Raw genomic sequence first — 13,308 nt, 5'->3', positions numbered from 1 at the left:
TTATTAACGGAAGATTCCGTATTGTTTATCGATTATTTCTAAACTCGCTTTGAAAGGAGTTGGTTGAAAGCCCAAAATCGACTTGGCTTTTGATAATATAAACCCTGTTTTTTGTGGTCTGTTTTCAGATTGACTTATTGATGCCGCCGTAATTTCTGAAATTAAGGATTTGTCAAATTTCCAAAAATCTGCAATTTGATAGACTGCTTCTGCAATTGTAAACATTTCCTCCCCACTGATGTGGAAAACTCCTGTTGCACGTTTTTCAATAGCTAAAAGACAGGCTTCAGCTAAATCATCAACAAACGTTGGCATGCGCCATTGATCTTTCACCACTTTTATCGGTTCATTTTTTGAAAGTTTTTCTTTTGCCCAAAGCACTAAATTAGAGCGGTTTGGATTAGCATTTATTCCATACACCAATATAGTTCTTAAGATCGCATATTCACATCCAGAGTTATGGATAACTTGTTCTGAACGTAATTTGCTTTTACCATATTCACTTAATGGATTGGTTGAATCATCCTCTTTATATGGACCATTTTGGCCATCAAAAACAAAATCTGTGGATAACTGTACTAAAAAACCATTTGTCTGCTTACAATAATCGGCCAATTGCTTCGCTACCTCAACGTTCATCTTTTCAGAGAGCACTTTATCAGCTTCGCACCCTTCAACACTTGTGATTGCAGCAGTGTGAATGATGTAATTTGGTTTAACTTCTGACAGATAGGTGTTTAAAAGGTCCGAATTCATCAAATCCAATTGTTGAAAATGATAATTCGCTACATTCGGATTGTCGTTTTTATTCATGGAAATAGCAAAAACTTCATAATTGAGGTTTTTACTAAGTAGATCGATTAGTTTTTGTCCTAAAAACCCATTTGACCCAGTTATTAACACTTTGTTGGTAACCATCATTAATTTGTGAATTGGAATTCGAGTTTCTCACTTTGTTTTAACATATTGTTGATAACCATTACCTCGAAATCGATAATTCCAGTAAGTCCTGAATAGTTGATTTTTTCTGGATCATCTGTTGGCATATGATAATCAGGATGACCTCCTGTGTGGAAAAATAGAACTGGAATATTCTTCTTATAGAATGAGGTCTGGTCAGAACCACCATTACCATCATGACCTGTATAAAACTTAATTTTAGGTGTGATACCCTTAAATATTTCCGGCCATTTTTTACTTGTTCCATATCCAATTACAGCAACACCCTGTTCAGGATTTAACCTGCCGATCATATCCATGTTTAACATACCTGTTATTTTATCAAGTGGCAAAGTTGGGTGTTCGGTAAAATATTTTGATCCGATTAATCCTAACTCTTCAGCACCAAATGCGATAAAAAGAAAATTATAACTTTCCTTTAAATTATTCGTACTATAATAACGTGCTAATTCCAGTAAACCGGCTACGCCTGAGGCATTATCATCTGCTCCGTTGTGTATTTTACCAACACCGAGAGAGTCTTTTGAGCTGCCTTGATGACCAGTTCCTAAATGGTCATAATGTGCCCCGATTACAATAGTAAGTGGAGCGCCATTGTCTAAAAATGCAATGATGTTATCTGCTTTGCGAATGCTGTCACTCACTTTAACTTTCCATACTTTAGCATCAAACGATTGTCTGAATCCTTTTTCACCTAACGGTTGAAGTTTAAGTGTTTTAAAATATTTTTCAATATAATTTGCCGCTTTGAATACTTCTTTGCTTCCTGTACCGCGACCTTTCATCTTATCACTTGCGAGATAGTTGATATGTTTTTTTACGAGTTCAGGATTGCTGTATTGTGCAATTCCTTGTAAACTTAGAACACTGAAAAGTGTTAAAAGGGTGCATTTAATATATAATTTTATCATTTGTAGTTGTTCATAAAAAAAGCCTTGAAAATTCAAGACTTTTTAGAAGTCGTTATTAATCTTCTACGATTTCACTATGTATACTTGTTTTTTCTTCTTTCTCTTCTTTAAAATATTTCTTTTGGAAGAGTAGAATCAGCACAACCCCCACCGATATTGCAGAATCAGCAATATTGAATACCGGTCGAAAGAATAGAAATTCTTGACCACCCCAAATCGGGAGCCAAGATGGGAATGTTCCATTAATCAGTGGAAAATAGAGCATATCAACGACCTTTCCATGGAAAATCGTTGCATATCCTCCATCTGCAGGAAATAATGAAGCTTTATCGTACCAGGTGCTTTCACTAAAGATCATACCATAAAAAGTAGAGTCGATAATATTTCCAAGTGCTCCTGCAAAGATTAAGGCAATATTGAGAATAAATCCGCGATTATATTTCTTTTTAACCATGTAATGCAGGCCATAGCCGATTGCTCCGACAGCGATAATACGAAAAAGTGTTAGCATCAGTTTCCCAAATTCGCCACCAAATTCCATTCCATAGGCCATTCCATTATTCTCTATAAAATGGATTTGTACAAATTTACCAATCACCTCATAACTTTGACCAATGGTCATATTTAATTTGACCCATATTTTTGATATCTGGTCAATTAAAAGAACGAGAATAATCAGAATTACTGGTTTAGTATAGCCTTTCATAGTTGTAAAAATGGTCTTTACTTTTGGTAAAGACCATTATGTTTTTGTATTTAAAAAATATTAATACTGTTTATTTTTAGCTTCGATACTTAACGTAGTGTGAGGAACAGCTTTCAATCTTTCCTTTTGGATCAATTTTCCCGTTTCTCTACAAATACCATAAGTTTTGTTCTCAATACGAACTAAAGCCGCATCTAAGTTGTCGATGAATTTTCGTTGGCGAGCAGCTAACTGATTCGTTTGTTCTTTTTCTAAAGTGGCAGAACCATCTTCCAAAGTTTTATAAGTACCAGCAGTATCATCCGTACCATTTGCATCACTATTATTTAGAGAGGCTGTTAAGGCAGCAAGTTCCTCTTTTGCAATTCTTAGTTTTTCTAAGATAATGCTTTTAAATTCTTGTAGCTCTGAATCGCTATAGCGTGTCTTTTCGTTATTAGTTGCCATAATTTAAATTTTTTCGATTAAAACATTCAATTCCTTTCCGTCAATATCAATGCTATCTCCGGTAGTTAGTGATTCTTCGAAACTCAATGAATCCGCTAGAATTTCGGTACAAATATAAGATAAATTTTCATTCGTTGCGCTCTCAATATCAGCATCTTTGCTAACTAAAACACGGATACGGTCAGTAACCTCAAAACCTTTGTCTTTCCTTAGGTTTTGGATACGGTTAACCAACTCTCTTGACAATCCTTCTTGTTTTAATTCCTCAGAAATATGGATATCCAGGGCTACGGTTAATTTAGCTAAATTAGCGACCTGCCAGCCAGCAACATCTTCTGCTATAATTTCTACATCGCTCAATTGAATTGTATAAGGTGTATCGGCTAATAAAATTTCACCATCGCTTTCCAATTTTGCAAGCTCTTCTGTAGAAAGTGCATTGATTTTTGCAGACACTAACTTCATGTCTTTACCAACTTTCGAGCCAAGAGCTTTAAAGTTCGGTTTAATTTTTTTCTTGATGATACCTGTCGTGTCCGTAATGAATTGAATATCTTTAATATTCGTTTCGGAAAGTATCAAATCTTTTACCTTTTCTACACGTTCTTGGAAGCTATTATCCAGTACCGGAAGTAAGATTTTGTTTAACGGTTGTCGTACATTGATGCCTACTTTTTTGCGCAGTGATAAGGTAAGGGATGAAATATCTTGAGCCAATGACATACGCTCCTCCAAATCCTTGTCGATCAATTTTTCCTGATAATTCGGGAAATTTGCTAAATGCACAGATTCAAAAGTTTCCCTACCCGTAGCGTTGTTCAAATCTAGATACAACTGGTCTGAAAAGAAAGGCGAGATAGGAGACATCAATTTCGCTATCGTATCCAAACAAGTAAATAAAGTTTGGTAAGCAGAGATCTTATCTTCAGAATATTCTCCCTTCCAGAAACGACGGCGGCAAAGACGAACGTACCAGTTACTTAAATGCTCGTCAACAAAATTTTGTATGGCACGTGCCGCTTTTGTGGGCTCGAAGTCCGCATAAAATTCATCGACTTCTTTAATTAAACTGTTCAATAGTGATATTACCCAACGGTCTATTTCAGGACGGTTTTCTAAAGCAATATCCGCTTCACTATAACTAAATTTATCAATGTTCGCGTACAGAGCAAAAAATGCATAGGTATTATATAAAGTTCCGAAAAACTTACGACGTACCTCATCCAGTCCCTCTTCATTGAACTTTAAATTATCCCATGGTGAAGCATTGCTGATCATATACCAACGTGTTGCATCAGCACTATATTTATCTAACATGGTAAATGGATCAATCCCATTACCAAGACGTTTAGACATTTTATTACCATTTTTATCTAAAACCAATCCATTCGAAATGACATTTTTGAATGCAACCGATTTTTGTAACATCGTTGAGATTGCATGAAGTGTGAAGAACCAGCCACGTGTCTGATCAACTCCCTCAGCAATGAAGTCTGCCGGAAATGCTTCTTTATAACCTTCTTTAAATGGAAGTGCTTCTCCTTTTGCAAGTTTTTCATAGTCTAGACCCCACTGTGCGTAAGGCATAGCACCAGAATCAAACCAAACATCGATTAAATCAGGTTCACGGAATAATTTTTGACCCGCATCCGATACAAATACAATATCGTCTACATAAGGACGATGCAGATCAAGTTTTTCAGTTCCGAATTTATCCAAATATGCTTTGTTAGTTTCTTTTTCTTTTTCAGATAATACATCAGAAACCAGAGATGCTTCCAATAAAGCCTTTAATTCAGGCATAGAACCAACGCAGATTTCTTCATTCTCATCTTCAGAGCGCCAGATAGGTAGGGGAGTCCCCCAGTAACGTGAGCGTGATAGATTCCAGTCAACTAGATTTTCCAACCAATTACCAAAGCGTCCAGTACCAGTCGCTTCAGGCTTCCAGTTAATGGTTTTATTTAGTGCAACTAAATCATTTTTAACAGCGGTCGATTTAACAAACCAGCTATCCAATGGATAGTACAGAACAGGTTTGTCTGTACGCCAGCAGTGTGGATAAGTATGCTCATATTTTTTAACATCAAAAGCTTTGTTGTCTTCTTTCAATTTTATGGCGATAAGCACATCTGTAGGACGGAAATCTTTATCGGCACGTTCAGCATCCGAATAATATTCCTCTTTAACAAAACGACCTGCAAAGTCAGTGATTTCCTTAACAAATCGACCAGTACGATCCACAGTAGGTACTTCTTTGCCATTTTCATCTTTGATCAAGATTCCGGGTACACCTTGCTCTTTAGCTACTCTAAAGTCATCTGCGCCGTATGTTGGTGCAGCATGCACGATACCTGTACCATCTTCTGTAGTTACAAAATCTCCAGGGATTACACGGAAAGCTTTTTCCTGTAGTTCATCTGACGTGATATAAGGCATCAACTGCTCATAGCGTAAACCAACAAGCTCTTCGCCCGTGAAAGTTGCCGCAACTTCCCAAGGAATAACCTTATCACCTAAATTATAATCTTGAAACGATGCGTCTTTTCCTTCAGTTTTAAAATGTTTAGGGATTAAATCTTTAGCCAATATAACCGAAACCGGTGTTCCTGTATATTGATTAAAAGTTTTAATTTTTACATAGTTTATTTTTTTACCAACGACCAACGCCGTATTGGAAGGTAATGTCCAAGGCGTAGTTGTCCAAGCAATGAAAGCAACATCTTCAGAGTCATCTTCCACTAAAGTGGCAATTGCTGGATGCAATTGATTTTTGATTAATCTAAATTGTGCGACAATTGTCGTATCCTTTACATCTTTGTAAGTACCAGGTTGATTTAGTTCATGTGAGCTCAATCCTGTTCCTGCCGCAGGTGAATAAGGCTGTATGGTATACCCTTTGTATAAAAGACCCTTTTTATAAAATTCTTTTAAGATGTACCAAAGTGTTTCAATATATTCATTTTCATAGGTAATATAAGGGTTTTCAAGATCTACCCAATACCCCATTTTTATAGTTAAATCATTCCATACATCAGTGTATTTCATTACCTCTGTACGGCAGGCATCATTGTACTCTTCAACAGATATTTTCTTTCCAATATCTTCTTTAGTAATGCCAAGTTTTTTTTCAACAGCAAGTTCAATTGGAAGGCCGTGCGTATCCCATCCGCCCTTACGTTTTACTTGAAATCCTTTTAAAGTTTTATAACGACAGAAGATATCTTTGATTGCGCGCCCCATTACATGGTGAATACCAGGCATACCGTTGGCAGAAGGAGGACCTTCATAGAAGGTGTACGTTTTATTTCCTGGACGGTTTGTGATACTTTTTTCGAATATTTTTTCCTGTTCCCAACGGGTCAATATTTCTTTGCCTATTTCCGGCAAATTAAGCTGCTTATATTCTTTATACATCAGTGTCTCGTATTCTTTTTCTAAAGGTCGCTAATTTAATCAATTAAGCTGAAAGGTAAAAGCTAAAAAACAACCCTTTTAAGGTAAATACAACCTTTAACATCAGGTTGTATAGCATAATCAATCTAAAAAGTGATATTTAAACTTGAAGGAGTGATCGTATCAATAGGATTCATAAATAAAAAAAGCCCAATATTCACTGAATATTGGGCTTTGTCTGTATATTTTTAATTCTTTATGCAGAGAAAGAACTTCCACAACCACAAGTGCTGGAAGCATTTGGATTGTTGAAGGTAAAACCACGTGCATCTAAACCGTTTCTAAAATCAACTTCCATCCCAGCTAAATATAAACCATGTGCTTTGTTCATAAATACCCTAATTCCCGAAATACTGTATTCGCTATCACCTTCTTTTTTCTGGTCGAATCCTAAAATATAGCTCATCCCAGAACAACCGCCACCTTCAACACCAATACGTAATCCAAAATCATCTGAAATTTCTTGTTGATCCTTCAGTTTTTTTAGTTCCTTTATCGCTCCTTCAGTTAATGTCAAGGGAGCTTTTTCTGTTATAGTCTCTGTACTCATCGTGATAATATTTTAACCAACTTAAACAAAATTACATAATTTTAATAGAAAATAGGACTGCTTCTGATTTATGACATTGATTAAACACATTGATTGCCAATATCGGACATAGGTTCGTTCGTAACATGTTACAAAGTAATATGTATTAACATCAATTTGATCGTCATGGGATTCCTGATATTGATATTTATTTGTGGATGAGCAACTTTCTTTTATTGATTTTATGTGCATCATATGCAGGAAAGAATCAGGAAATATTTGAATTTTTCATTTTAATGAATTTTAATAAATAAGGGGTTTTTGTGAAATTTCGTAATAATAAAGCCTGTTTTTTGAGGCCTTTTTTAAGTATTATACTATATTTGTAGACTAAAATCATAATATTCATATTTTACACTAGATTAAAACAATGGAAAGAGATCAAGCCATTTTCAATTTGATAGCTGATGAGCTGAAACGCCAAGAGGAGGGTATCGAATTAATCGCATCAGAAAACTTCGTTTCAAAACAAGTTATGGAAGCTGCAGGTTCAGTTTTGACAAATAAATATGCTGAAGGCTTACCGGGAAAACGTTACTATGGAGGTTGTGAGGTAGTCGATGAAATTGAGACTATTGCCATCAACCGTGCAAAGCAATTATTCGGTGCAGAATGGGTAAACGTACAACCACATTCAGGAGCACAGGCCAACGCAGCAGTTTTTTTAGCAACAATTAAACCAGGTGATAAAATTCTAGGTCTTGATTTATCGCATGGTGGTCACTTAACACACGGTTCTCCAGCAAATCTTTCAGGTAAAATTTACCAACCTTTGTTTTATGGTGTAAAAGAAGATACAGGACTAATTGACTATGAGCAATTAGAAGAAACAGCACTTCGTGAAAAACCAAAAATGATTATTTGTGGTGCTTCTGCTTATTCTCGTGATTGGGATTATGCGCGTATCCGTAAAGTTGCTGATGAAATTGGAGCTTTGGTTTTAGCGGATATTTCTCACCCTGCAGGACTTATCGCAAGAGGATTGTTGAATGATCCACTTCCACATTGTCATATCGTAACAACTACTACCCATAAAACACTTCGTGGACCACGTGGCGGTATGATTATGGTAGGGAAAGATTTCGAAAACACTTGGGGTGCAAAAACACCAAAAGGAGAAACAAGAACTATTACACAGTTGTTAGATTTAGCAGTATTCCCAGGTACACAAGGTGGACCTTTGGAGCATACTATCGCTGCTAAAGCTATTGCTTACGGTGAAGCTCTTTCTGACGAATATATGGAGTATATTGTTCAAGTAAAGAAAAACGCAGCGGCTTTAGCACAGTTCTTCGTAGAAAGAGATTACAAAATTATTTCTGGCGGTACAGACAATCATTTAATGTTGGTTGACTTACGTAATAAAGATATTTCTGGTAAAGAAGCAGAGGCAGTTTTAGGAAAAGCGGGTATCACAACTAACAAAAATATGGTTCCTTTTGATTCTCGTTCTCCTTTTGTTACTTCAGGTGTTCGTTTTGGTACAGCAGCCATTACAACTCGCGGTATCAAGGAAACAGAGATTGTACAAATCGGTGAATTAATTGATGCAGCTATCGTAAATGCATCAAACGAATCAGAACTTGCTAAAATCCACGCTAAGGTAAAAGAGATGATGGCAGGTTTCCCTCTTTATAAATAAGCAGTACGTTAACATATCATAACATAATAAGTGCCCTTGATTTAAAATCAGGGCACTTTTTTTGTGCAAATGTTAAAAAGTCTTAAATTCCATTGTAATAATTTGATTACTCGATAATTTTCTCTTGTTTTGAGTATACGAAAATTGATCACTATATAAACGAAATACTATACGACAGACATCTACTTTTTAAACAGGTTGTAATTAAAATTAATTTGGTAACTGCTAAAAATAGGTGAAGTATGAGTATTTTAAATAAAAAGACGGATCAAGAATTAATCCATATATATTTAGATGGTAAAGAAACAGCGTTAGCAGCTTTGTTAGAACGTTATAAATCAAAAATATACACATCCATTTATATGAAAGTAAAAGATGAATATCTTGCAGAAGATATTTTTCAGGAAACTTTTATAAAAGTAATCAATACATTAAAAGGAGGGAAATATAATGACGAGGGTAAATTCTTGCCTTGGGTTATGCGCATTGCCCATAATATGATTATCGATCATTTTAGAAAAGAGAAAAGAGCTCCGAGTATTGTCAATACAGAAGGTTTTGATATTTTCGATGTATTGGATTTCAGTGATGAAAATGTGGAATCAAAAATGTTAAGAGAACAACGTGATATCGATTTGAAGAAAATGATTCAAAAACTTCCTGATGATCAAAAAGAGGTATTGATTATGAGACATTTTTGCGATATGAGCTTTAAAGATATAGCTGATATCACTGAAGTGAGTATCAATACTGCATTGGGACGTATGCGGTATGCATTAGCCAACCTTCGTAAGATGATCGAAGGCCAAAGTCTGATGTTGCAGATCGGTTAGTATCACACAATATACTACTATTTAAAAGGGATGAACCGATGAGGGGCATCCCTTTTGTTTTTTGACTTTCTATGTAATAATGTCATATTTTTGTTTCACTTATTGTTCTTTTATGTATTAATGAATGATTTTAGTACATTAGTATGTGAAATTTTGTCTGTTATGACAAGGTGGAATGTATTTTGATAAGTAACTATTAAAACAAAGAAAATATTATGTATTGGATTTTATTTATAGGGATCATGGTTATAAGCCTGATCGTTCAAACCCGATTTAAAAATAAGTTTAAAAAATATTCTGAAATTCCTTTAACGAGTGGATTGACAGGGGCAGAGATTGCACAAAAAATGCTTCATGATAATGGTATTTATGATGTGAAGGTCGTTTCGATCCCTGATCGTTTAGGTGACCACTATAATCCAGCAGATAAAACAGTAAATCTAAGCCCTGAAGTTTACAGTGGAAGAAGTATTGCCGCAGCGGCAGTTTCTGCTCACGAATGTGGTCATGCTGTGCAACATGCTACGGCATATAAATGGTTAGGATTTAGATCTGCCATGGTACCCATGGTGAGCTTCGCTTCAAAATTGACATCTTGGGTTTTGATGTTGGGTGTTATATTAATGGCCTTTTCACAGAACTACATTGTTCTAGCAATAGGAGTTGCGGCATTAGCGATTACAACAATTTTTAGTTTCGTGACGCTTCCGGTAGAATTTGATGCCTCAAATCGTGCGAAAGCCTGGTTAAGCAATAATGGTGTAACTTACAGCTCGACAGAAGATGAAGGTGTAAAAGATGCATTAAAATGGGCTGCAATGACATATGTAGTAGCAGCATTAAGTGCTTTGGTTACCCTATTATATTATGCTTCCCTATTATTCGGAAGAAGAGATTAAGGGCTTTACGGATACTTAAAAGCACAAAAAAGCGAATGTTTTTATAAATATTCGCTTTTTTTATGTATTAATCCTTGGAATTGAATTCTATATGCTTCAGCTTCCGACTATTTTTTTAACTTTGCTTTTTATAATAGCATAGACTTACAATTATCATGTTTCAGAACTTACAGGATAAATTAGATAGAGCCTTTAAGGTTTTAAAAGGCCAAGGCAGTATTACCGAGATCAACGTTGCAGAAACGATGAAAGAAATTCGTAAGGCATTATTAGATGCCGATGTGAATTATAAAACTGCAAAGACATTTACAGATGATGTTAAACAAAAAGCGTTAGGTGAAAATGTATTAACAAGTATCTCACCCGGCCAATTGTTGACCAAAATCATGAATGATGAGTTGACAGCGTTAATGGGAGGCTCTGTTACTGAATTAGAAGCTTCTAAAAATCCGACTGTTATATTAATCGCCGGATTAAATGGTGCTGGTAAAACAACATTCTCAGGGAAATTAGCTTTATACTTAAAAGATAAAAAAGGTAAAAAGCCTTTATTAGTAGCTGGTGATGTGTATCGTCCTGCGGCAATTGACCAATTGGAAGTATTGGCAGGACAGGTAGGTGTTCCGGTTTATGTAGACCGTAATTCTACAGATCCAATCGCTATAGCAAAAGCAGGGGTAGAGGAGGCAAAAAGAAGTGGACATAATGTAGTGATCATTGATACTGCAGGTCGTTTGGCTATTGATGAGCCTTTAATGGTGGAGATTACTGCCGTAAAAGAAGCTACTCAACCGCATGAAATTCTCTTTGTTGTAGATTCGATGACTGGTCAAGATGCTGTGAATACAGCTAAAACATTCAATGACCGTTTGGATTTTACAGGTGTAGTATTAACAAAACTAGATGGGGATACTCGTGGTGGTGCCGCATTATCAATTAAATCTGTTGTAAACAAACCAATCAAATTTATCGGTACAGGCGAGAAGATGGATGCATTAGATGTGTTTTATCCGGATCGTATGGCTTCCCGTATTTTGGGTATGGGTGACGTTGTGTCTTTAGTAGAAAGAGCGCAACAACAATTTGATGAAAAAGAAGCCGCAGAGCTTCAAAAGAAAATTCGCAAAAATAAATTTGACTTCAACGATTTTAAATCGCAGATTCAGCAAATCAAAAAAATGGGTAACATGAAAGATTTGATGGGCATGATTCCTGGAGTCGGTAAAGCGATGAAAGATATTGAAGTGGATGATAATGCATTCAAGCCAATTGAAGCAATTATTGATTCAATGACTCCATTTGAAAGAGAAAATCCAGATGCGATCGATCAAAAAAGACGTTCTCGTATTGCCAAAGGTTCAGGTACTGATATCAATGAAGTGAATAAGTTAATGAAGCAGTTTGGCGATATGCGAAAAGTAATGAAGCAGATGTCAAACCCGGCAATGGCAGCGAAATTAATGAAAAGCATGCCTAAAATGCCAGGGAAATAAGATAGAAATTATTTTTTATATCCTTTAATACCCTAAAAATGCATAATTTTTAGGGTATTTTTTTAGAGATATAAAAAATGCCAGTTCGATTGTAAATGGGGTGTTGTAGCTGGCCCATTGTCATAGAGTTATCAAAGATGAAATAAATGAGCTATAAGGGCCTGGATTCTCTGATATCTTTTGACAATTCGTATTTATTTTTTTGTATTTTAGACTTAGTTCTGATTGTAATAGAATTATTTTTTAACTTTGTAAAACAATGGATGACCCCGGGCAATTATCGGAATACGGAAAGATACTTATCATAATTTTGGTAGGCATATTTTTAGTTGCGATGACCATTATGGCAGGAAGAATGCTTTCTGTAAATAAACCTACTCCTCAAAAATTAAGTACTTATGAATGTGGTGAAGACGCAGTAGGCTCTTCTTGGGTTCAATTTAACCCAAGATTTTATGTTATTGCACTTATATTTTTACTTTTTGATGTAGAGCTCATTTTCATATTTCCTTGGGCTACTGTATTTGGACAGGCCGAATACATTGCCGCCGATGGAAGATGGGGGTGGTTTACTCTGATTGAAATGGCATTGTTTGTAGGTATACTTATTATAGGGTTGATTTTTGTGTGGGTAAAGGGCGATCTCGAATGGGTAAAGCCGATACATCAACGACCAAAGGTCAATGTCAGTATTCCAAGTACTGCTTATGATGGCCTTAATCAAGCAAATTATCCCTTAAGGGCGTATACAGTGCAGTTAGACGATAAAGCAACTGCAGAAAAAGCTAATGAAGAAATGCCTGTAGCCCCAAAAATAGCTTTTAAACCCAGATTCAAAAAACCAGGAGCAACATCATGAGTTTAGAAAGTCAAATACAGAATAATGGTGTTATTGTAGCCAAATTGGACGATCTCCTGAATTGGGCAAGACTATCATCGATGTGGCCGATTAGTTTTGGTATAGCCTGCTGTGCCATCGAGATGATGGGAGCCATGGCTGCTAATTATGATCTCGATCGATTAGGGGTTTTTCCTCGCCCTTCACCTAGACAGTCGGATGTGATGATTATAGCAGGGACGGTAACCTTTAAAATGGCCGATCGTATTCGGAAGCTATATGAACAGATGCCAGAACCAAAATATGTGATTTCGATGGGATCATGTTCAAATTGTGGAGGGCCATATTGGCAACATGGATATCATGTTGTAAAGGGAGTTGATCGCGTTATACCGGTGGATGTATATGTGCAAGGCTGTCCTCCGAGACCAGAAGCATTGATTGGTGCATTTTTAGAACTACAAAAGAAAATTGAAAAAGAAAGTTTATTGGGAGAACAGTTGTTTAACCAAAAAGCTTAATAGAATAGAAATA

At 35.9% G+C, this 13,308-nt stretch carries 12 protein-coding genes; 6 read left to right on the top strand and 6 right to left on the bottom strand.

Features of this window, described 5'->3' with window-relative positions; translation table 11 throughout:
- Positions 1-3 precede the first annotated feature (3 nt).
- The 6 genes from HCX49_RS22765 to HCX49_RS22740 all read right to left on the bottom strand — a co-directional run bounded on the left by HCX49_RS22765 (position 4) and on the right by HCX49_RS22740 (position 7,030).
- On the bottom strand, positions 4-921 hold the full coding sequence (locus tag HCX49_RS22765; RefSeq protein ID WP_237682877.1) for an SDR family oxidoreductase: 918 nt from the start codon (positions 919-921) through the stop codon (positions 4-6).
- Positions 921-1,871 carry a M20/M25/M40 family metallo-hydrolase gene (locus HCX49_RS22760; RefSeq protein ID WP_168128228.1) on the bottom strand — a complete coding sequence of 317 codons (951 nt, stop codon included), beginning with the start codon at positions 1,869-1,871 and terminating at the stop codon, positions 921-923. Before HCX49_RS22760 ends, HCX49_RS22765 begins: the two co-directional genes overlap by 1 nt.
- 55 nt (positions 1,872-1,926) lie before the next feature.
- Positions 1,927-2,577, bottom strand: coding sequence for a lipoprotein signal peptidase (locus tag HCX49_RS22755; protein WP_021188832.1), 651 nt, complete (start codon positions 2,575-2,577; stop codon positions 1,927-1,929).
- Between the two features lie 60 nt (positions 2,578-2,637).
- Positions 2,638-3,024, bottom strand: coding sequence for a TraR/DksA family transcriptional regulator (locus HCX49_RS22750; protein ID WP_021188833.1), 387 nt, complete (start codon positions 3,022-3,024; stop codon positions 2,638-2,640).
- A 3-nt stretch (positions 3,025-3,027) separates the two neighbouring features.
- Entirely contained in the window at positions 3,028-6,441 is a 3,414-nt protein-coding gene (ileS, locus tag HCX49_RS22745) for an isoleucine--tRNA ligase (protein WP_168128227.1), read from the bottom strand.
- A 235-nt stretch (positions 6,442-6,676) separates the two neighbouring features.
- Positions 6,677-7,030, bottom strand: coding sequence for a HesB/IscA family protein (locus HCX49_RS22740; protein WP_021188834.1), 354 nt, complete (start codon positions 7,028-7,030; stop codon positions 6,677-6,679).
- A gap of 409 nt (positions 7,031-7,439) precedes the next feature.
- On the opposite strand from HCX49_RS22740, the gene glyA reads away from it, so the two are divergent.
- The 6 genes from glyA to HCX49_RS22710 all read left to right on the top strand — a co-directional run bounded on the left by glyA (position 7,440) and on the right by HCX49_RS22710 (position 13,295).
- Entirely contained in the window at positions 7,440-8,711 is a 1,272-nt protein-coding gene (gene glyA / locus HCX49_RS22735; RefSeq protein ID WP_132773414.1) for a serine hydroxymethyltransferase, read from the top strand.
- A gap of 242 nt (positions 8,712-8,953) precedes the next feature.
- Complete coding sequence (locus HCX49_RS22730) at positions 8,954-9,544, top strand: RNA polymerase sigma factor (protein WP_132773416.1); 591 nt, start codon at positions 8,954-8,956, stop codon at positions 9,542-9,544.
- 215 nt (positions 9,545-9,759) lie between these two features.
- Entirely contained in the window at positions 9,760-10,443 is a 684-nt protein-coding gene (locus HCX49_RS22725) for a zinc metallopeptidase (protein ID WP_132773418.1), read from the top strand.
- Positions 10,444-10,598: 155 nt separating this feature from the next.
- A complete protein-coding gene (gene ffh / locus HCX49_RS22720) occupies positions 10,599-11,936 on the top strand; it encodes a signal recognition particle protein (protein WP_132773420.1) in 1,338 nt (445 codons plus the stop codon).
- A gap of 259 nt (positions 11,937-12,195) precedes the next feature.
- Positions 12,196-12,795 carry an NADH-quinone oxidoreductase subunit A gene (locus HCX49_RS22715; RefSeq protein ID WP_168128226.1) on the top strand — a complete coding sequence of 200 codons (600 nt, stop codon included), beginning with the start codon at positions 12,196-12,198 and terminating at the stop codon, positions 12,793-12,795.
- Complete coding sequence (locus HCX49_RS22710; protein WP_021188837.1) at positions 12,792-13,295, top strand: NADH-quinone oxidoreductase subunit B; 504 nt, start codon at positions 12,792-12,794, stop codon at positions 13,293-13,295. Before HCX49_RS22715 ends, HCX49_RS22710 begins: the two co-directional genes overlap by 4 nt.
- Positions 13,296-13,308: the final 13 nt, after the last annotated feature.

The organism is Sphingobacterium sp. B16(2022) (genome assembly GCF_012030425.1).
GTDB classification, from domain to species: Bacteria; Bacteroidota; Bacteroidia; order Sphingobacteriales; family Sphingobacteriaceae; genus Sphingobacterium; species Sphingobacterium anhuiense.
The sequence above is the reverse complement of the archived record's forward strand: the minus strand, read 5'-3'. Positions and strand labels throughout refer to the sequence as shown.

What these genes read in the sequence shown, in the direction of transcription:
- HCX49_RS22750 (WP_021188833.1), bottom strand. Translation starts at nt 3,024, where the DNA reads ATGGCAACTAATAACGAAAAGACACGCTATAGCGATTCAGAGCTACAA.
- HCX49_RS22760 (WP_168128228.1), bottom strand. Translation starts at nt 1,871, where the DNA reads ATGATAAAATTATATATTAAATGCACCCTTTTAACACTTTTCAGTGTT.
- ffh (WP_132773420.1), top strand. Translation starts at nt 10,599, where the DNA reads ATGTTTCAGAACTTACAGGATAAATTAGATAGAGCCTTTAAGGTTTTA.
- glyA (WP_132773414.1), top strand. Translation starts at nt 7,440, where the DNA reads ATGGAAAGAGATCAAGCCATTTTCAATTTGATAGCTGATGAGCTGAAA.
- HCX49_RS22740 (WP_021188834.1), bottom strand. Translation starts at nt 7,030, where the DNA reads ATGAGTACAGAGACTATAACAGAAAAAGCTCCCTTGACATTAACTGAA.
- HCX49_RS22725 (WP_132773418.1), top strand. Translation starts at nt 9,760, where the DNA reads ATGTATTGGATTTTATTTATAGGGATCATGGTTATAAGCCTGATCGTT.
- HCX49_RS22730 (WP_132773416.1), top strand. Translation starts at nt 8,954, where the DNA reads ATGAGTATTTTAAATAAAAAGACGGATCAAGAATTAATCCATATATAT.
- HCX49_RS22710 (WP_021188837.1), top strand. Translation starts at nt 12,792, where the DNA reads ATGAGTTTAGAAAGTCAAATACAGAATAATGGTGTTATTGTAGCCAAA.
- HCX49_RS22765 (WP_237682877.1), bottom strand. Translation starts at nt 921, where the DNA reads ATGATGGTTACCAACAAAGTGTTAATAACTGGGTCAAATGGGTTTTTA.
- HCX49_RS22755 (WP_021188832.1), bottom strand. Translation starts at nt 2,577, where the DNA reads ATGAAAGGCTATACTAAACCAGTAATTCTGATTATTCTCGTTCTTTTA.
- ileS (WP_168128227.1), bottom strand. Translation starts at nt 6,441, where the DNA reads ATGTATAAAGAATATAAGCAGCTTAATTTGCCGGAAATAGGCAAAGAA.
- HCX49_RS22715 (WP_168128226.1), top strand. Translation starts at nt 12,196, where the DNA reads ATGGATGACCCCGGGCAATTATCGGAATACGGAAAGATACTTATCATA.